At 35.5% G+C, this 20,769-nt stretch carries 14 protein-coding genes and 1 other annotated feature (1 of these 15 cut by a window edge); of the genes, 10 read left to right on the top strand and 4 right to left on the bottom strand.

The features are described 5' to 3' along the window. Window positions 1–280: a binding site (T-box leader), on the top strand; it begins 20 nt to the left of the window's first position. 123 nt (window positions 281–403) lie between these two features. The 7 genes from ilvB (at window position 404) to leuD (ending at window position 8,565) form a co-directional block, all read left to right on the top strand. Beyond that, on the top strand, window positions 404–2,110 hold the full coding sequence (gene ilvB / locus NSQ18_RS14510; protein WP_247595844.1) for a biosynthetic-type acetolactate synthase large subunit: 1,707 nt from the start codon (window positions 404–406) through the stop codon (window positions 2,108–2,110). Next, window positions 2,107–2,628 carry an acetolactate synthase small subunit gene (gene ilvN / locus NSQ18_RS14505; RefSeq protein ID WP_016838065.1) on the top strand — a complete coding sequence of 174 codons (522 nt, stop codon included), beginning with the start codon at window positions 2,107–2,109 and terminating at the stop codon, window positions 2,626–2,628. Before ilvB ends, ilvN begins: the two co-directional genes overlap by 4 nt. 112 nt (window positions 2,629–2,740) lie before the next feature. Beyond that, the gene (ilvC, locus tag NSQ18_RS14500; RefSeq protein ID WP_016838066.1) at window positions 2,741–3,754 is read left to right on the top strand and encodes a ketol-acid reductoisomerase; all 1,014 of its coding nucleotides are present in this window, start codon (window positions 2,741–2,743) and stop codon (window positions 3,752–3,754) included. After that, the gene (locus NSQ18_RS14495; RefSeq protein ID WP_016838067.1) at window positions 3,754–5,298 is read left to right on the top strand and encodes a 2-isopropylmalate synthase; all 1,545 of its coding nucleotides are present in this window, start codon (window positions 3,754–3,756) and stop codon (window positions 5,296–5,298) included. Before ilvC ends, NSQ18_RS14495 begins: the two co-directional genes overlap by 1 nt. 129 nt (window positions 5,299–5,427) lie before the next feature. Then, window positions 5,428–6,525, top strand: a complete 1,098-nt coding sequence (leuB, locus tag NSQ18_RS14490) for a 3-isopropylmalate dehydrogenase (protein WP_016838068.1) — start codon at window positions 5,428–5,430, stop codon at window positions 6,523–6,525. Between the two features lie 15 nt (window positions 6,526–6,540). Further along, window positions 6,541–7,953 (top strand): 3-isopropylmalate dehydratase large subunit, encoded by a 1,413-nt coding sequence (gene leuC / locus NSQ18_RS14485; RefSeq protein WP_016838069.1) that lies wholly within the window; start codon window positions 6,541–6,543, stop codon window positions 7,951–7,953. An 18-nt stretch (window positions 7,954–7,971) separates the two neighbouring features. Further along, complete coding sequence (gene leuD / locus NSQ18_RS14480; RefSeq protein ID WP_016838070.1) at window positions 7,972–8,565, top strand: 3-isopropylmalate dehydratase small subunit; 594 nt, start codon at window positions 7,972–7,974, stop codon at window positions 8,563–8,565. 335 nt (window positions 8,566–8,900) lie between these two features. Here the strand turns inward: leuD and NSQ18_RS14475 are convergent, their stop codons facing one another. Continuing rightward, window positions 8,901–9,920 (bottom strand): C39 family peptidase, encoded by a 1,020-nt coding sequence (locus tag NSQ18_RS14475; RefSeq protein ID WP_016838071.1) that lies wholly within the window; start codon window positions 9,918–9,920, stop codon window positions 8,901–8,903. A 268-nt stretch (window positions 9,921–10,188) separates the two neighbouring features. On the opposite strand from NSQ18_RS14475, the gene NSQ18_RS14470 reads away from it, so the two are divergent. Continuing rightward, window positions 10,189–12,030, top strand: a complete 1,842-nt coding sequence (locus NSQ18_RS14470; RefSeq protein ID WP_339288488.1) for a dynamin family protein — start codon at window positions 10,189–10,191, stop codon at window positions 12,028–12,030. Between the two features lie 173 nt (window positions 12,031–12,203). On the opposite strand, the gene yfkAB is transcribed toward NSQ18_RS14470, so the two are convergent. Together yfkAB and NSQ18_RS14460 are read right to left on the bottom strand one after the other, a co-directional pair. Beyond that, the gene (gene yfkAB / locus NSQ18_RS14465; protein WP_016838073.1) at window positions 12,204–13,316 is read right to left on the bottom strand and encodes a radical SAM/CxCxxxxC motif protein YfkAB; all 1,113 of its coding nucleotides are present in this window, start codon (window positions 13,314–13,316) and stop codon (window positions 12,204–12,206) included. A 135-nt stretch (window positions 13,317–13,451) separates the two neighbouring features. Continuing rightward, window positions 13,452–15,368: a right-handed parallel beta-helix repeat-containing protein gene (locus tag NSQ18_RS14460; protein WP_016838074.1), complete on the bottom strand. Its 1,917-nt coding sequence runs from the start codon at window positions 15,366–15,368 to the stop codon at window positions 13,452–13,454. A 332-nt stretch (window positions 15,369–15,700) separates the two neighbouring features. Between NSQ18_RS14460 and NSQ18_RS14455 the strand changes: the two genes are divergently transcribed. Further along, window positions 15,701–16,255 carry a hypothetical protein gene (locus NSQ18_RS14455; RefSeq protein ID WP_016838075.1) on the top strand — a complete coding sequence of 185 codons (555 nt, stop codon included), beginning with the start codon at window positions 15,701–15,703 and terminating at the stop codon, window positions 16,253–16,255. Between the two features lie 303 nt (window positions 16,256–16,558). Next, entirely contained in the window at window positions 16,559–19,270 is a 2,712-nt protein-coding gene (gene acnA / locus NSQ18_RS14450; RefSeq protein WP_339288486.1) for an aconitate hydratase AcnA, read from the top strand. A 485-nt stretch (window positions 19,271–19,755) separates the two neighbouring features. Here the strand turns inward: acnA and NSQ18_RS14445 are convergent, their stop codons facing one another. Then, window positions 19,756–20,736 carry a diaminopimelate dehydrogenase gene (locus NSQ18_RS14445; RefSeq protein WP_339288484.1) on the bottom strand — a complete coding sequence of 327 codons (981 nt, stop codon included), beginning with the start codon at window positions 20,734–20,736 and terminating at the stop codon, window positions 19,756–19,758. Window positions 20,737–20,769: the final 33 nt, after the last annotated feature.

Here is a 20,769-nt window from a genome sequence, read left to right as displayed (position 1 = left end):
AAAGGATATAGAGCATTGTATCTACCAGAGAGTCGGTATTGGTGGAAGCCGATGATACAACTATATCCGACATCCCCTCGGAGTGAGCTATTAAACGCGTAATGCTATTAGATAGCTCCGGGCACTATTTCGTGCACCGTTACCAATGAATAGCTTTCCCATCTAAGTTGCCGTTGAAGATTTATTTCTTCAATGAGATGGGATGTTACAGCTATTCGCAGAGGTAGCGATTTCGCTACGAAAAAGGGTGGTACCATGAAAAGTCTTTTTCATCCCTTCGCAAAAGGTCTTCTTTTGCGTTGGAGAAAAAGGCTTTTTTATTTTAGAGATTTAGAAGGAGGATGTATATACAATGACTGCGAATGCGTCAACAAACGCAAAAATTGATGCCACACCAGCAGAAATGCAAAAAATTGAAAACAAACCTAAAAATGGTGCAGAAATTTTAATTCAAGCATTGCAAGAGCAAGGTGTTGATATCGTCTTTGGCTATCCAGGTGGTGCAGTTTTACATTTATATGATGCAATGTATAAAAATCCGATACGACATATTTTAACTCGTCATGAACAAGGAGCAATCCACGCAGCAGAAGGATATGCGCGTGTTTTAAATAAACCAGGGGTTGTCATCGCAACAAGCGGTCCAGGTGCAACGAATTTAGTAACAGGAATCACCGATGCGATGATTGATTCCATTCCATTAGTCATTTTTACAGGGCAAGTGGCAACAAATGTAATTGGTTCTGATGCATTCCAAGAAGCGGATATTATCGGAATTACAACACCAATTACAAAACATAATTATCAAGTCCAAGATGTTAACGACATTCCACGAATTGTAAAAGAAGCTTTTCATATTGCAAACACAGGTAGAAAAGGGCCAGTGCTCATCGACTTGCCAAAAAATATTTCAAACGCAATTTTTGATGAATCAAAAGCGAATGTGCCAGATGAAGTTTATTTGCCAGGTTATCAGCCAACTTATAAACCGAATTATTTGCAAATTCAGAAAGCTATTCAAGCAATCAGTGAAGCAAAAAAACCAGTTGTTCTTGTTGGAGCAGGGGTACTATTTGCGAACGCTAGTGAAGAACTCGTAGAATTTGTCGAAAAATACAAACTTCCAGTTGTTACTACGCTACTTGGATTAGGAAGTATTCCGGGCAATCATGAGCTAAATTATGGCATGGGTGGAATGCACGGTGCAGTCGTAGCTAACAATGCTATCACGGAGTCAGATTTAATTATTAATATCGGTTCTCGATTTGATGATCGATTAACAGGTGATACATCACGATTTGCTCCGAAAGCAAAAATCATTCATATCGATATCGATCCAGCTGAAATTGGCAAAAACATTCGTACAGACATTCCAATTGTTGCTGATGCAAAAGAAGCATTGAAATCTTTATTGAAAAATGATTTTAAAGCGCCAGATACGGCAGGTTGGATTGACTATTTAAACAATATGAGAACAGAGTATCCATATTGGTATGTGGAAGATGAAAAAGAAATGTTACCACAGCAAGTAATCGAGATGATTCATACCATTACAAATGGTGATGCTATTGTTACGACAGATGTAGGGCAACACCAAATGTGGACTGCTCAATACTATCTTCAAAATCATAGCCATCAATGGGTGACATCTGGCGGCTTAGGAACGATGGGATTCGGTTTCCCAGCTGCTATTGGAGCTCAATTTGCCAAGCCGGATAAAAAAGTAATCTCCATCGTCGGAGATGCCGGTTTCCAAATGACAGCCCAAGAACTTGCATTATTAAAAGAATTCAACCTACCAGTAAAGGTAATTATCATAAACAATGCAGCGCTCGGCATGGTACGTCAATGGCAAGAATTATTCTATGAAAGCCGCTACTCACAAAGTTTAATGCCAGTTCAACCAGACTTTGTTAAACTAGCTGAAGCCTATGGACTAAAAGGATATTGCATTAGAAATATGGATGAAGCAGAAAAAATCTTAACTGAAGCGATTAATTCCGATGAACCGGTGGTTGTTGATTGCCGAGTAAAACAATTAGAAAATGTATATCCAATGGTGCCATCGGGTAAGGCGCTTCATGAAATGGTAGGGGTGAAAAGAATTTGAAACGAGTAATTACTGTAAATGTTATCAATCAAAGCGGCGTACTGAACCGCGTAACAGGATTGTTAATGAAAAGACAATTCAATATTGAATCCATTACAGTTGGTCATACAGAACAGCCAAATATCTCAAAAATGACGCTAGTAGTTAATATTGAAGATGATGTCAAACTGGAACAGCTCATTAAACAATTATCTAAACAAATCGATGTTTTAAAGGTGAATGACATTACTGACAAAGCGATTGTTCTACGCGAATTGGCACTTGTAAAAGTTGTTTCACCGCCGAATTTAAGGCTGGAAATGAATGCAATTGTTGAGCCATTTCGACCTCAAATTGTGGATACCTCTAAAAATGTAGTCACATATCAAGTGATTGGACATCCGGATAAAATCGATGCTTTTATCGAACTTGTTCGACCATATGGCATCAAAGAATTAACTCGAACAGGTGTTACTGCTACAGTACGAGAAGTACAACAAAACTTCTATGATCAACCAACCCTTTCACTTTTAAAATAAAGCGAATAAAGTGGTCTTAACGTCACAATGCAAAGTTAGTTTTCAGAACTATCTTTGACATTGAAATAATATAAATCTTTTGAAAATTAACAATTATTAGGGGGAAATTAAAATGACAAAAATGTACTATCATAACGAAATCGATGAAACAGTATTAAGAGAGAAAAAAATCGCAGTAATCGGATACGGTTCTCAAGGGCATGCACACGCTCAAAACTTAAAAGAATCTGGTTTTGATGTACGCGTAGGTATTCGCCCAGGTAAATCTGCAGAACAAGCAAAAGAAGATGGCTTAGCAGTAAAAACTGTTGCTGAGGCTTCAAAAGAAGCGGATGTCATCATGATTTTGCTTCCAGATGAAGTTCAAAAAGCAGTGTATGAAGCAGAAATTGCTCCAAACTTAGAGCCAGGAAATGCACTAGTATTTGCTCATGGATTTAATATTCACTACCAACAAATCGTACCTCCAGCTGATGTGGACGTATTCTTAGTGGCACCAAAAGGACCTGGTCACTTAGTTCGCCGTACTTACACTGAAGGTGCGGGTGTACCAGCATTAATTGGTGTATATCAAGATGCTACTGGCAATGCGAAAAATCTTGCTCTTGCTTGGGCAAAAGGAATTGGTTCTGCTCGTGCAGGCGTTCTTGAAACAACGTTCAAAGAAGAAACGGAAACTGACTTATTCGGTGAGCAAGCAGTACTTTGCGGTGGGGTAACTCACTTAATTAAAGCTGGTTTTGAGACATTAGTTGAAGCTGGATACCAACCAGAAAGTGCATATTTCGAATGTTTACATGAAATGAAACTAATCGTTGACTTGATTTACGAAGGTGGATTCTCTAACATGCGTTACTCAATTTCAGATACAGCTGAATGGGGTGACTATGTATCAGGTCCACGTGTAATTACCGAAGATGTAAAAGCTAACATGAAAAAAATACTTGAAGATATTCAAAGTGGTAAATTTGCAAAAGAATGGTTAGAAGAAAATGCAAATGGTCGTCCACAATACAACGAATACAAACAAAAAGAGAAAGAGCATCAAATTGAAAAAGTGGGCGCTGAGTTGCGTCAAATGATGCCTTTCATTAACGCTGGAAATCGAAAGGTAGTGATTAAATAGTGAGAAAGATTGATATTTTTGATACAACTTTACGCGATGGTGAACAATCACCTGGCATTAACTTAAATACCGCAGAAAAAATTGAAATTGCAAAACAATTAGAACGCCTTGGGGTAACGATTATAGAAGCAGGTTTTCCTGCTTCTAGCCCCGGTGACTTTGATGCAGTGAACAAAATCGCAAGCACTGTAAAAAACTCAATCGTCACAGGTTTAGCTCGCTGTGTACAACATGATATCGATCGTGCTTGGGAAGCATTGAAAGTTGCTGAACAGCCACATGTACACGTATTCTTAGCAACAAGTCCAATCCATATGGAATACAAATTGAAAAAAACACCTGATCAAGTCGTGGAACAGGCGGTAGAGGCAGTAAAATATGCGAAAAAATTCTTCCCACTTGTAGAATGGTCAGCAGAAGATGGTTTTCGCTCTGATCGTGAATTTTTAGTTCGCATTATCGAAAAAGTTATTGAAGCTGGCGCCACAACAATTAACATTCCCGATACAGTTGGCTATGCTACACCTCAAGAATATGGTGAATTATTCAGATATTTAAAAGAAAATGTACGAGGTTCAGAGAGAGTAAAATTCTCAGCCCATTGTCATGATGACTTAGGAATGGCTGTTGCCAATTCATTAGCAGCAATGCAAAATGGTGCAGATCAAATCGAATGTACTATTAACGGAATTGGTGAACGTGCAGGAAATGCTTCTTTAGAAGAAATTGCGGTAGCCCTTCATATTCGAAATGATTATTATCAAGCTGAAACGGGCATCAATTTAAAAGAAATAAAAAGAACATCTCAATTAGTTAGTCGTTTAACAGGATTCTTAGTGCCTCCAAATAAAGCGGTTGTTGGTAAAAATGCCTTTGCCCATGAATCTGGAATTCATCAAGATGGCGTGTTAAAACATAAAGAAACGTATGAAATTATATCTCCTGAATTAGTTGGAGAAGGAGAAGTTCCACTTGTTCTCGGTAAACACTCTGGTCGCGCTGCATTCCGTGATCGAGCTGAAAAAATGGGCTTCGAATTATCGGATGAAAAATTAAATAAAGCTTTTGAAGAATTCAAAAAGCTTGCAGATCGCAAAAAAGAGATTACGGAAGAAGATTTAATTACATTGCTAACTGAACAATCCGTTTCAATTGAAAATATCGCAAAATTTGAATTAAATAGCGTTCAAGTATCTTATGGTACAGATAATATTCCAACGGCAACTGCTTCTGTCACTACTCCTGAAGGGGAAACTAAGACACTTGCAGCAACAGGAGCCGGATCAGTTGAAGCGATATTTAATACGCTTGAACAATTAGTTGATACAAAAGTAAATGTATTGGATTTCCAAGTAAAATCTGTTAGCAAAGGACGAGATGCTTTAGCAGATGCCGTTGTTAAAATTCGTTATAATGACGTCACTACAACAGGTCGCGACTCAGCTCAAGACGTTCTTGAAGCAACTGCTAATGCATTTATTGACGCAATTAACAGACATATCATTCACGAAAACTTCGTAAAGAAACATGTAGCTCAAATATAAAATTATTAAATCTAGTAATGTATTAACATACATTTCGTACGCCATCAAATAACCAAAAATTTGATGGCGTTTGTTAAACATTGGGTTTTCCTTTACTCTTTAAATCTCTATAGAAAGGTGTTTTATAACATGGAAAAGAAAATTACGGTTCTTCCTGGTGATGGTATTGGTCCTGAAGTCGTTGCAGCAGCTGTTCGGGTACTTCAAGCTATCGGGAAAAGATATAAACATGACTTTCAATTAGCTTATGCATCAATCGGAGGATCTGCGATTGATCAATTTAACACTCCACTTCCAGAAGATACGATTGAACTTTGTAAACAGAGCGATGCTATTTTACTTGGTGCTGTAGGTGGTCCGAAATGGGATAACAATCCTCCTGAATTAAGACCAGAAAAAGGATTATTGCAAATTCGCAAAACCTTTGACTTATTTGCAAATTTGCGACCTGTAAAAGCTTTTCCAAGTTTACTTGATTCATCTCCTTTGAAAAGAGAAGTTGCAGATAATGTTGATTTATTGATTGTCCGTGAATTAACTGGGGGAATATACTTCGGAGAAAAGAAACGTACAGAATCAGAAGCAAGTGACTTAAGTATATATACTCGTAAAGAAATTGAACGAATTGTAGATAATGCATTTGAACTTGCAAAATTAAGACGAGGTAAACTTTGCTCGGTAGATAAAGCAAATGTTCTTGAAACATCACGTTTATGGCGTGAAGTGGTTGAGGAGAAAAAGCATCAATATCCAGAAGTTGAAGTGGAACATAACTTAGTAGACTCCGTTGCCATGAAGCTTATCACAAATCCAAGCCATTATGATGTCGTTGTTACGGATAATATGTTTGGAGATATTTTAAGCGATGAGGCATCTGTTATTACCGGATCATTAGGGGTGCTACCATCTGCATCCATCCGGGGAGATTCTTTTGGTCTATACGAGCCGGTTCACGGATCCGCTCCTGAAATCGCAGGTTTAGGTATTGCAAATCCAGCAGCAGCGATTCTTTCAGTGGCAATGATGCTTCAATATTCCTTTGGTTTAAAAGAAGAAGCTGCAGAGATTGAACGTGCAGTAAATGCTGTATTCGAAGATGGTTACTTCACAATGGATTTAGCGAAGGATAAAGAACATGCTTTAACAACTGATGAATGGACTGACAAAGTCATCGCTGAAATCGATACAAGTTTTGTAGCTGATAGTATCATGGAATCATATATTTAAAGGTTGGTGGTTAAGATGGCGAAAAATATTATTGAAAAAGTTTGGGAATCACATGTTGTACATCGAGAAGAAGGGAAACCAGATTTATTATATATCGATCTTCACTTAATACATGAAGTAACTTCTCCACAAGCCTTTGAAGGATTAAGACTTGCTGGTCGAAAAGTTCGTCGTCCAGATTTATGTTTTGCAACGATGGATCACAATGTCCCTACGAAAGATATTTATACAATCAATGACCCTATTGCGAAAAAACAAATTAACACATTAGCAAAAAACTGTGAAGAATTTGGAATTCAACTCGCTGATATCGGCCATCCAGATCAAGGAATTGTTCATGTAATCGGACCTGAACTAGGTTTGACACAACCAGGGAAAACAATCGTTTGCGGCGACTCCCATACTTCCACACATGGTGCGTTTGGCGCATTAGCATTTGGTATCGGTACTTCAGAAGTAGAACATGTTCTTTCAACTCAAACATTATGGCAAAATAAACCAAAAACTTTGGAAGTTCGTGTAAATGGAAAACTAGGTTTTGGTGTCACTGCAAAAGATATCATATTAGCCATTATTGCAAAATGGGGAGTTGGCTTAGGTACAGGTCATATTATTGAATTTACAGGGGAAGCCATCCGTAATCTTTCAATGGAAGAGCGCATGACAATCTGTAATATGTCCATTGAAGCTGGAGCAAAAGCAGGATTAATCTCACCTGACGAAAAAACGATTGAATATTTACGTGGTCGTCGTTTTGCACCGAAAGAAGAATTTGAAAAAGCAGCTGAATACTGGTTAAGTTTAGCATCTGACCCAGGATGCACCTATGATAAAGTTCTTGAAATTGATGCAAGTGAAATCGAACCGGTTGTAACTTGGGGTACAAATCCATCGATGGGTACAGGTGTAACAAAAAATGTACCGACTGCAGATGATTACGAATCCGAAACAGATAAGCAAGCTTTAAGAAAAGCACTAGAATATATGGGATTAGAAGAAGGGCAACCAATTACATCCATTGAAATTCAGCACGTCTTTATCGGTTCTTGTACAAATTCCCGTTTATCAGATTTGCGCACAGCAGCGAGCATTGTAAAAGGGAAGAAAGTGGCACCGGGCGTTCGAGCAATCGTTGTTCCAGGTTCTCACTCAGTGAAAAAAGCTGCTGAAGAAGAAGGCTTAGATAAAATCTTTATTGAAGCTGGTTTTGAATGGCGCAATTCCGGATGTTCCGCTTGTCTTGGCATGAACGAAGACATCATTCCATCAGGAGAACGTTGTGCATCCACTTCCAACCGAAACTTTGAAGGGCGTCAAGGAGCTGGAGCACGTACGCACTTAGTCAGTCCAGCAATGGCAGCAGCTGCTGCAATCGAAGGTCGTTTCGTCGATGTCCGAGAATATTTGAAACAAAAACAAGAAGCATAGTTGAAAGGCGGGTTAAAAATGGAGCCAATTAATATCATCAAAAGTGTCATAGCACCATTGGATCGAAAAAATGTTGATACAGATCAAATCATTTCAAAGGAATTTTTAAAACGTATTGAACGTACTGGATTTGGTAAATATTTGTTTTACCATTGGCGTTACGACGAAAATGGAAATGAAATTTCAGACTTCGTATTAAATAAACCCGAATATAAAGAAGCAAAAATTCTAGTAGCACAGGATAACTTTGGTTGTGGTTCGTCCCGGGAACACGCACCATGGGCGATATTGGATTACGGATTTAGAGTGATTATCGCTCCAAGCTTTGCAGATATTTTCCATAACAACTGCTTCAAAAATGGAATTTTGCCTGTTAAATTAAAAGAAGTAGAAGTGGACGAAATATTGGAGAAAGGACTCCAAAAACCTTATATAGTGGAAGTAAATCTATCTGAACAAACTGTCACAGGGGAAGATGGAGCAGTTTACCACTTTAACATCGACCCATACTACAAAGAAATGTTGTTAAATGGTTGGGATGAAATTGCTTTAACATTTAAATATGAAGATAAAATTAAAGAATATGAAGAAAAACGAATTGTATTTAAATAAATTTATTAAAAAAGGGCGTCATTTCGGACGCTCTTTTTAATGTAATAAAATACGGTTGAGAATTGTTCTTAAAAAGCTCTAATAAATACACTATATATTCTCGTTTAAACCGTTTATATATTGTCATCAGTCTTTAATGCAGGAGTTTTATCTCGAAAATTTTTCTAATTAATTATATTGATTAATAAGGAAGTGGAAAGTTTTGTTGGCATCCAAAAAACTTCACTATTGGTGTAATTTAAAAAAATGATGCGGCTCCAAAAAAGAGACCGCATAAAACTTCATCTTGTGAATTTTTGTCTCAAATGAGAAAATTCATGAAAGTGCTACAATCGCTACAATATTACCAATGCATGGGAACCTAACTGTTTATAAGTACGGAAAAATGTTTTTTCATCAATTTTCTCGATACCTGTTAATGGATTCATAATCGTCACTTTTCCATTTTGATAACCAGTCAACACTACTGCATGTAAATTCTTATAAACCCCATGCTTTTGATTTGTTCCTTCAATTACCCAATGACTAAATTTGCGTGGTTCTTTCCAATCGATTGTTACCCATGTTAATACAGGAACACCAGATTTAACATAGTCAATTAGTTCTTGTTTCGTGGCATTCGTTATATCTAATGCTCGGAATTCCAAATTGTTTTCTGCTAATACTTTATTTGCAACATCTACCAATGGTGGAGCATATACATAATAACCGCCATCTTTTTCTTTCGGATCCCCAGCATAAGCTTTATTTGGATCTGGCCCATATGTGACGCCATTTTTTGTATATACTTTTGATTTAGGTAAATATTCATTCATTTGAAGCTTATCCATTTTGATGCCATAGTAATTTAAAATGGCAGTCAATGATGTAATTTCACAACCGTTTGGTAATTCAGGATTTTGCAGTACCACTGGCACCTTTAAACTGTCTTTAGGTGAAACATTGAACGTTTCAATTTGTATAATTGGTTTTGAAGGATTAAATACAATACTTTCTCGAGATTGCTCCATCCATTCTCCATGATCCGTAATGCGATAAATAACAATATCATAAAGTACTTCGGGAAATACTTGCTCAAAATGAACCATTCCGTTTTGGTCAACAATTCCTCGCTCAATCTCTTGCTTTGTTTCAAAATCAAATAATGCAACCCCTAATTTGGCCACGCTTTCTTTGCTAGAAAATTCCACCGTTTGAACCGTCAACACTTCTTGTGATTCCATAGAAAGCTGCATTGGGCTATATTGTTGATTGCTCGATAACTTTAATTCTTCACTCTCAATCATACTTCCACAACCAGTTAGTAATGCGATGGACATACCGAATAAAATTGCTGATTGATTTTTTATCTTCATGATGCCACCTCTAATGTAATTCTCAAAAAACGTTATCGCTTTTTTACTATTAATTCCTAAGCGTATTTTCCTACAAAACTTTATATTATTTTTACATTTATCAAAAAAAAAATACTAACATTTCTGTTTTTCCAAAAAACGAATAAGTTCAAATGACTAATTTGTAAAAAAACCGTGAGCATCTTTTCTTATTTTCACTTTAGATACAATTTCCAATAAAAGAAACCATATATAATTATACTATATAAAAGGATAAAGGATTGATTCGATGATTGGAAAAAATAGTTTTTTAACAAAAACCAATAACGGATTCACTGAGAAATTAAAAACACTTTCTTCAAAAGTAGAAAAAAATGCGTATATAAAATATACTTCCAATAAATTAAAACAACTGATTGAAGATGCTGAATCTCCATATATCGTATTATTTATTGGTAAGGAAAAAGCAGGAAAAACTTCACTAATCAATGCACTCATTGGTAGAAATATACTGCCTGAAGGAAACAGAACGCATGTAAATACTTTGATTCGGTACGGAAAAAAAGAAAGAATAAAGGCAATATTTGTAGATGGAACAATTGTTCATTTCGATATGAAACATTTACATCTATTCATTGATACAAATACACTTGTTGGGGATATTCTCCGAAAATATTTGAGTTATATAGAGATTTATATTGACTGTGAAATACTAAAGAACGTCATATTTATTGATTCGGCACCGTTGGAAGCAGGGCAAAAAGGGGATTTATATATATCTGAAACGCTTATACAGCGAGCAGACGATGTGTTTTGGGTATTGAATTATGACACAGTGTTATTACAAGAAGAATTAGATCAATTAAAGAAGATTCATCAAATGGGGAAAAAGCCATTTTTTATTTTGAACACTAGCAAATATGAAGACAAAATTATAGAAGATTTTATCGCATCTGAAAAAAAACGCTACGGTGATTTCGTCGAAGAATTTATTGGTGTTTCCATCCAACAAGCGATGGAGGCAAAAAAATCCCATAATATGCAGCTTTATATTGATAGCCATATTAACGTCTTGCATACTAAAATAAACCATTTATCGAAGCAAAACATAAAAAGGGCTAAAAACATTGCCTTTCGATTTAAACAGTGGATTGAATTATTCGAAAGGGAAGTAAAGTTAATACCGGAACGCGAACCTTATTTGTCCGCTGCAAATTATATGAAAAATCTAGCAACATTCAATAATACGATAGAACGTTCAAGCTATGAAAGAGATTTAAAAATCTTATCTGAATATGAAAAAGAATATGCTCATATTAGCCAAATATTTAAAAATATTCAAACGCTATACCAGTTACTACAAGTTCTTGAATTTGAAAAATATTTAAAAGACGACAGAGTTGATCTATTTGTTACACTTGCAATAAAGTATCATGAAAAAGTGCGAGAATATCGAAAACTTCATAGTGAATATATGCTGGAATATCAATATTTTGAAAAACAAGAAAAGAAGCTTTTACGTAAAAAGTTTGTAAAACCATTAATTCAAGACAATTCTAATGAAATCAATTTATTATTAAAGAAGGCAGAACATCTGAATCAATTACAGTGTAAGTGTAAAGATGCATATAATTCTATTAAAAGACTTGAACTTGATTTACTTAACGATTTATATAATACCCAAGATCATATTAATGATTTAACTCAACAACAACTTGAAAAAATAATGAATAAAGCTCATTTATTAAATAGCAACAGAAAAAAACAGCAGAGGAATATAGAAAAATATGTAAATAAATTAAATGAGTTTCAATGTATACGTGAAATACAAGAATTTCTTCAGCAAGAAATGAAACCATTATTAGAAAATGAATCTTTGCCATATTCACAAGAAGAACTTCATCATGTTTTATCAACAATCGATCATATTTCAAATGTTGATTTTTCAACCGAAGCATTATTATCTAATATTACGATTGACTCAATAGAACAGAATCTCACTATATCTGTAGATTTTGAAGAAAAATATTCATTTTATCCTTTAAATTTAACAGAATCAGATATAGTATCCGAAATTCCTCCAATTCCGATGGCAATCGATTTTCAACAGATTTTGAATTTCGATCATTAATCACAAAATTGTCGGCTGAAAAAGACGGTCCCTTTGTAACTGTGGCGCAACTTTAGTCCAATTTATTTGCGATGAGGATATTAGAAACTTGTTTCGACTACCGCAGAAGCAAAGATTTATGTTCATTAAGTAAAATGGTGTCTAGAAAGCTTTCGACTTTCTAGACACCATTTTTATTTCTTAGCTGAACCACTTTCAAATGTTACATTAGGATAATACATGTTTTTCACAAGCACATTAGGGCCTAAACATTTCACAGCTGGACAATGGCAATTTAATGATTTTGCTAAAGGTGTATCCAACCACTTATCAAAGATTTCTACTAATGAATCTGATTGAATATTTCCAAGAGGAGGAGTGTCACCAAAATCAGTGACAATAACGTCTCCTGTAAAGATATTGACGTTTAAACGAGAACGGCCATCCGGATCATTGCGCAACGTCACATTTTTTGCTTCTTTTAATCGTTTTAACAATGCTAAATCTTCTTCTTTCTTACTGCAATGATAAAACGGAAGTGTACCAAATAGCATCCACGTATTTTCATCTCGAATGTCGAGTAAATGGCGAATGGCATCGCGTGTTTCATCCAATGAAAGACTTGTTAATGACGAAGCGAAATCGGATGGGTACATTGGGTGTATTTCGTGCCTTTTACACTTCATTTCATGAACTACTTGATGATGAATCTGTTCAATGTATGGAACCGTTTTTTTGTTCAACATCGTTTCCGCCGAAACCATGACACCTTGTTCACTTAAAGCGCGAGCATTTTCAATCATACGTTCAAACAATTTCGCTCTCTGTTCATAAGTTGGTTTTCTATCCATCATCGCAAAGCCCGTTTCAACGAATTCATCAATCGTACTCCAATTGTGAGAAATATGGAGCACATCAATATAAGGCGCAATTTCCAAATATCTTTCTAAATCAAGGGTTAAATTCGAATTAATTTGCGTACGAATTCCTCGTTCATGGGCATATTGTAAAATTGGTTTCACATAATGTTGAATTGATTTTTTGCTAAGCATTGGCTCTCCGCCAGTTATACTCAAAGACCTTAATGTTGGAATTTCGTCCAATCGTTTTAACAGTAATTCAAGAGGTAGTGCATCTGGATCTTTTGTTTGTAAAGTGTATCCAACCGCACAATGAGCACAGCGCATATTGCATAAATAAGTTGTTGTAAACTCAATATTCGACAATACAAGTTTTCCGTATTGCATAACATCTAAATAACTTTCCCACGGATCATAATTTGGAGTAATTTTTTCTAAAGTAGTCATATCTTTCGAATCTCTTCCTTTCCAACTAACTATTTTCTCATAGTTTGCTAGTTTCGAAAACTAAAATTGCAGCAAATAGAACATTTTTCATAATATATCAGTAAACATTTAGCTAAACTACAACAAAAAATTCCATCAATAATCGGAATTATTGATGGAACTATTATTTTCGCTATAGTACACATCACCGTATTTATTTTCAACGATGGTTTTGACGATTTCAATTTTTGAATTGTTTAATGCTTGCACATTATAGCGATATTTGTCATTGCGAATAATGCTATTTTCTACATAGATTTTTGATTGATTTTGCGCATGTAAATCTGAATGCGCTCCATCTGTTAATTGCACACTCATGAGCTCTAATATGGATTCGTAATCAATCCAAATTTGAGCTTGTAAATGTTTCGAAATAAAACTTTCTTGAATATACACTTCACTGTGGTTTTGAATAAATAAAGCATTTCGTTTCCCTTGATAAATCTCAGAATTATTCAATATAACGGAACTATCATTGACAACAATTTGAGCTAAATCATGTTGGAAGATTTGACTATGATAGAAAAAGAAGTTTGAATCTTTCAAAACCTTTACTCCATAGGATTTTCCATTATATATTTGGCAATGTTCGAATTTTGCAGTGGAATGATCATTTATTTCAATTTGTACATTCATACTATTATGAAACTTCGTGTGAATTGCGTAAATCTCACAACGATGTAACAGAAATATACTTTTACCACGTTGAAAATCCGAATTGCTTAAATAAATTTTTACCTTTGATTTACATGCAATATGGGGCATTTGGTTGTAATAAAAGTTGCACCCGTCTACTTCCACCAATGAATTTGTCACTGCCAATATTCCGTTTCCGTTATTTTCTGAAATTTCACAGCGGTATACTCTCATGATTCCGCGATCAACATTAATAGCGGAATTGTTGTTTTGCGTAATTTGACATTGGAGGAGCATACACTCCGATTTTTTTTCTACATATATTCCAACGTGTCGGCCATTTACAATTAAACAATCTTTCATAGAACAAAACGACTTTTCGGTGATTGCCACTTGAGCGGATAAATGATCTTTAATAACCGTTTCATTACAATTGACTATAGATTCTTTACTTATTAATAATCCATTTTCATGTCCTGAATGAATTTCACAACGCTCAATTTGCATTTTAGATTTTTTTCTTGCTTGAACATTGATATTATGATGATTTGAAATCTCACAATGGGATAGTGTTCCATCACTATTTTGCAAGATGACACCGCATTCATTTCCATGTTGAATTGTGCATTGCTTTCCATTCAATACACTATTGTCAACAAAGAGTTGAGTAGCATTATGGGAGTAAAGAATGGTTGAATGTAAAAAAACATCTGAAGCTTCTTCGACTACAATTCCAAATCCTTCACCACGTTCAATTGAACTATTAAAATCCATGTATGTTGATCTTTCCACTGAAATTTGTCTTTCTGCGTGATGGTGCAAATGGCATTTCTTTGTTTGCATAAAAGATTGATCTGTGATCCAAAATCCTTTCAAAGCATTTGAACATTCACATGATTCTAAAAAAGCTTTTGAGTTTTTTGCAAAAAGCTGCATTTTTCCATTATGATGAAACTTGCAGTTGATAAATACACCATTACTATTATTTAGGAGTGCGATTCCTACTTCTTTTGCTTTTCTAAAATTGCTATTAACACCTTTTAAATATCCTCCGTTTACTGTAATGAGTACATCCACATTTCCTTCGATGATGCAGTGTTCAAAAATCGCTTCACCCTCAACATATAATTGGGCAGTCGGTGAAACTTTCATTTTTTTAAACGTAATACGAACGTTCTTGGGAATGATAAACATTCCTTCAATAACGGTTTGACCATTCCCATCACCAATGAGTGTCATATCTTTTTCAAATTGAATTGATTCTTTATATTTTTTAGGTAACAGCTGTACTGCTTCACCGTTACTCGCTTTAGCTAATGCACCTTTTAGTGTTTTATATTTTGAAAACATCAAATTGTAAAACAAACGAATTACCATTTAACCCCTCCTAAAAACTTACATATAACTATTCTCACTAAAAAATTGGAATTCTAATCCTTTTTTAATGAAACTAAGTAAAAAAATGATGTCGTTATAAGGGGTCTTCGTTAAAATGGTATAAGGATTTAATTCCTTCTTCAGTAAGGACAGAGGAGTAAAGTGGTCATTTCCTTGAATAAGTGTATAAAAGCCATTTGGGGTTGTGGTGAGAAGTATTGAAATTTAAGTCATAATGGTGAGTACGCTTCATTTTATGAAATGTTAAATTTTTATATTAAAGGTTTTCTCAAATAAGGACGCAATGAAAATTAAAGAAGGGAAGAAAATACATGAGAAGCAGGTTTACAAGGGCGGTATTATTTGCAGCATTAATCATAATTCTGGCCTTTTTGTTCCAACAGATTACAATTCAATTTTCAGGTGAAGGGTTTGACACGCCGCAAGAAGCATTGCCAAAAGATGCAGAGTATGAGTGGATTGAAGGGCCGAAAACAGAAAAAGAACATCGATATTTCTTTTTGTCCAATGGAAACTATTTTGGTACGGGTGTAGTAAAGAAAAATTTGAAAGGATGGTCAAGCGGTAACGGTGTATACGCAAAGCTGCCAAAGCGTTTAAATGAAAATGAAATCACTTCCGCTCATTCTGATGGAAAAATTCTATATGGATTAATAAATAAAGAAGGACAAGTAGAAGTGATCGTAAATGGTGAAAAAGCAACATTGCTCAATCTTTCAACATTACCAAAAGAAACAATTGATTTATATAAGGTAAATGATTATTTCATTTGGTATGTTGATTTGGAAAAACTCCAAGATTCCGAACATTTTCATATAGTAGTCAAAAATGATAAAGATGAAATCTTAAGTGAATTATCAATATAATAACTGACTAGAAATAGGGAATAATTAATAGAAAATCTCTCTTTAATTTTTTTATTGTTAAGTATAAACTATAATTAGCATTATCCAAAATATTCATAGAATTCATGAATGTAGCATTTTTATACACATCGTTGAATTCTTGAATCTTTTGGAATAAAATTTAATTGCCCAAATGGGTCATAAAAATCTCTAATGACAAAACATAATTTTAATGTAATTTACTTATGAAGATAAGTGAGTTATGATTGGTCATGGAGAAAAGAACTAGCAAGCCTTTTCAAAATTTATATAGGGGGATTACATATGACAAAGAGCAACTTACACAACAGTCGTGCTTCTTTTGAGTTAAATGGTAAAACGTATTATTATTACCGTTTAGCTGCTTTAGAAGAAGCAGGCATTGCAAAAGTTTCACGCCTACCTTATTCAATCAAAGTATTATTAGAATCTGTTCTACGTCAATATGATGACTATGTAATCAAAGAAGAACACGTAAATAATCTTGCAAAATGGGCAGAAGGTGCAGATCCAGAAGGAGAAGTACCATTCAAACCTTCTCGCGTAGTTCTACAAGACTTCACTGGAGTACCAGTAGTAGTAGACTTAGCTTCTTTACGTTCTGCTATGAAAGAATTAGGTGGAGACCCATCAAAAATCAATCCAGAAATTCCTGTTGACCTTGTAATTGACCACTCTGTACAAGTTGACAAATACGGTTCTCCAACTGCTTTACAAGCAAACATGGATTTAGAATTTGAACGCAATGCTGAACGTTACAAATTCTTAAAATGGGCTCAAACTGCATTCGATAACTTCCGTGCTGTACCACCTGCAACTGGTATCGTACACCAAGTAAACTTAGAGTATTTAGCACCAGTTATTCACGTTAAAGAAAATGAAGATGGCACATTCGAAGCATTCCCAGATTCAGTAGTTGGTACTGACTCCCACACTACAATGATTAACGGTCTTGGCGTTCTTGGTTGGGGTGTTGGTGGTATCGAAGCTGAAGCTGGTATGCTTGGTCAACCATCTTACTTCACAATTCCAGAAGTTATCGGTGTTAAATTAACTGGTAAACTTCCAAACGGTGCTACTGCAACGGACTTAGCATTAAAAGTAACTCAAGTATTACGTAAACGCGGTGTAGTTGGTAAATTCGTTGAGTTCTTCGGTCCAGGTGTAGCTACATTGCCACTTGCAGACCGTGCAACAATTTCTAACATGGCTCCAGAATATGGTGCAACTTGCGGTTTCTTCGCAATTGACAATGAATCACTAAACTACATGCGTTTAACTGGACGCGATGAAGAACACGTTCAAGTTGTTGAAAAATACTTAAAAGAAAATGATATGTTCTTTGATCCAAACTTCGATCCAGTTTACACAGACGTATTAGAAATCAAATTAGACGAAATCGAACCAAACCTTTCTGGTCCAAAACGTCCACAAGACTTAATCCCGCTTTCTGAAATGAAAAAACGTTATCGTGAAGCGGTTGTAGCTCCAATGGGCGTACAAGGTTTCGGCTTAACAGAAGATGAATTTGCTAAAACTTCAACAATTAAATTTGAAGATGGCGAAGAATTAGAAATGCCTACAGGTGCTGTAGCAATTGCTGCCATCACATCTTGTACAAATACATCAAACCCTTACGTATTAATCGCTGCAGGTCTTGTTGCGAAAAAAGCGGTTGAACTTGGTATTAAACCACCAAGATGGGTAAAAACATCTTTAGCACCTGGTTCTAAAGTTGTAACAGGTTACTTAAAAGATTCTGGTTTACAAGATTACCTTGACCAAATCGGATTCAACACTGTAGGTTACGGATGTACAACATGTATCGGTAACTCTGGTCCATTACTTCCAGAAATCGAAGAAGCAATTAAATCAAAAGACTTATTTGTAACATCTGTTCTTTCTGGTAACCGTAACTTCGAAGGTCGTGTTCATCCATTAGTAAAAGCTAACTACTTAGCATCACCACCACTTGTTGTTGCTTATGCTTTAGCTGGTACTGTAGATATCGACCTACAAAAAGATCCAATTGCGAAAGACAAAGATGGTAAAGATGTTTACTTCAACGACATCTGGCCATCATCTGAAGAAGTATACGGCATCTTAAATAAAGTCGTTACACCTGAATTATTCAAGAAAGAATACGAAACAGTATTCACTGCAAACGAAAAATGGAATGCAATTGAAACATCAACTGAGTCTCTATACACATTTGATGAAAATTCAACTTATATCCAAAACCCACCATTCTTCCAAGGTTTATCTAAAGAACCAGCTCCAATTCAAGAGCTTAAAGGCTTACGCGTAATTGCGAAGTTTGGTGACTCTATTACAACTGACCACATTTCACCAGCTGGTGCAATTGGTAAAGATACACCTGCAGGTAAATACTTACAAGAAAAAGGTGTAGCAATTCGTGACTTCAACTCTTACGGTTCACGCCGTGGTAACCATGAAGTCATGATGCGTGGTACATTTGCAAACATTCGTATCCGCAACCAAGTAGCACCTGGTACAGAAGGTGGATTCACAACTTACTGGCCAACAGGCGAAGTTGAATACATTTATGATGCAGCAATGAAATATCAAGAACAAGGTACTGGCTTAGTAGTTCTTGCTGGCAACGATTACGGTATGGGATCTAGCCGTGACTGGGCTGCAAAAGGTACTTACTTATTAGGTATCAAAACAGTTATCGCACAAAGCTATGAACGTATCCACCGTTCTAACCTAGTAATGATGGGTGTATTACCACTTCAATTCATGCCAGGTGAAAACGCAGATACTCTTGGCTTAACAGGTAGAGAAGAGATCTCTGTAAATATCACTGACGATGTAAAACCTCGTCAAATTTTAACAGTAACTGCTAAATCTGAAGACGGAACAGTGAAAGAATTCCAAGCTTTAGCTCGTTTCGACTCAGAAGTAGAAGTAGACTACTACCGTCATGGCGGTATCCTACAGATGGTATTAAGAAATAAATTGGCTGGTAAATAATTTCTAGCTTAGTAAGCAGGTTGACTTGTTCAACCTGCTTTTTTAATTGACTGTTGGAGAAAGATGCTTTGGCAAATATGTTGTTAAATTCGACTATTATCGCGAAACGTTTGACTATTAATTACTTCACTTTGACTAATATCTTAACTTTCAGCATTTAATTTCAATTAATTGGCTATTAAGTTCATCATGTTGACTATTATTTATAGCAGTTTGACTATTATGAGATTGATTTTGACTATTATCCAATATTTCTGAAACTGTTTTTTTACAGTTGGCAATTATGTTCACAGTTTTGACTATTATCTTTCGTAGAGTGACTATTATGGAGCAAAGGTTGACTAATATCTTAACTCAGAAATAGAAGTAGATAAGTAGGAAAATCACGTCTAAAAAGAGAAGGGGAGGGGTTTTTCAACAAAAAATCATCCAACTACTTCATCGTAGTTGGATGATTAGAGATTAAAAATTTGGTTATCGTAGAATTATAATAGTTCTTTTCTTAAATCTTCTGGAGATTTAGGAGATAGTAAGCCAAATGGAATATCAAACACTGTTTTAGCACCTTTATCTCCATTTTGACTTAATCGATATGCAGCACGTGCATAAGCTACCAGAGCGCTAGAAGTAAACATCGGATTGCTTTCAAGATTCAAACTAAATTCAATAATTTGTTTATGACCTTCGTCGCTTTTACCGCTTCGAATAACAAATCCACCATGAGGCATTCCGCTATGATTCTGCTTTAATTCTTCTTCAGAAATAAAGTGTACAGTTGTATCATATTCATCAAAATAATTTGGCATTGTTTTGATTTCATGCTCTACTTTTGCAGGATCTGCTCCTTCTTCTAATACGACAAAACATTCTCGAGCATGTTTTTCACGTGTTGAAAGTTCAGGATTTTCACCACTGCGCACACGATTTACCGCTTCATCAATAGGAATTGTATATTGTACAGCATTTTTTACACCTTGAATTCGGCGGATTGCATCAGAATGCCCTTGGCTTACACCTTTTCCCCAGAACGTATATGTATTTCCTACAGGTAATACAACTTCACCGAGAAGGCGATTTAAAGAGAATAATCCTGGGTCCCAACCAACTGAAATAATTGCAACTTTTCCGGATTGTTCAGCTGCAGCATTGACAGCATCAAAATAATCAGGAATACGTGCGTGTGTGTCAAAACTATCAATTGTATTAAAATATTGAGCAAAATATGGTCCCTGTTCTGGCAAATCTGTTGCAGAACCACCACATAATATCATCACATCGATTTCATCTTTATAAGATTGTGCATCGTCCACATGAAGAACTTTCACATTTGATTTAACAGCCACTGTTTTTGGATCTCGGCGCGTAAACACCGCCACTAATTCCATATCTGGATTTTGTTGAATCGCCGCTTCTACTCCCCGACCTAAATTTCCGAAACCAACAATCCCAATTCTAATTTTACTCATAACTTCTCCTACCTCCTAAAACAACAAAAAATA

The organism is Ureibacillus sp. FSL K6-0786, assembly GCF_037965165.1.
In the GTDB taxonomy this organism is placed as follows: Bacteria; Bacillota; Bacilli; order Bacillales_A; family Planococcaceae; genus Ureibacillus; species Ureibacillus thermosphaericus.
The sequence above is the reverse complement of the archived record's forward strand: the minus strand, read 5'-3'. Positions and strand labels throughout refer to the sequence as shown.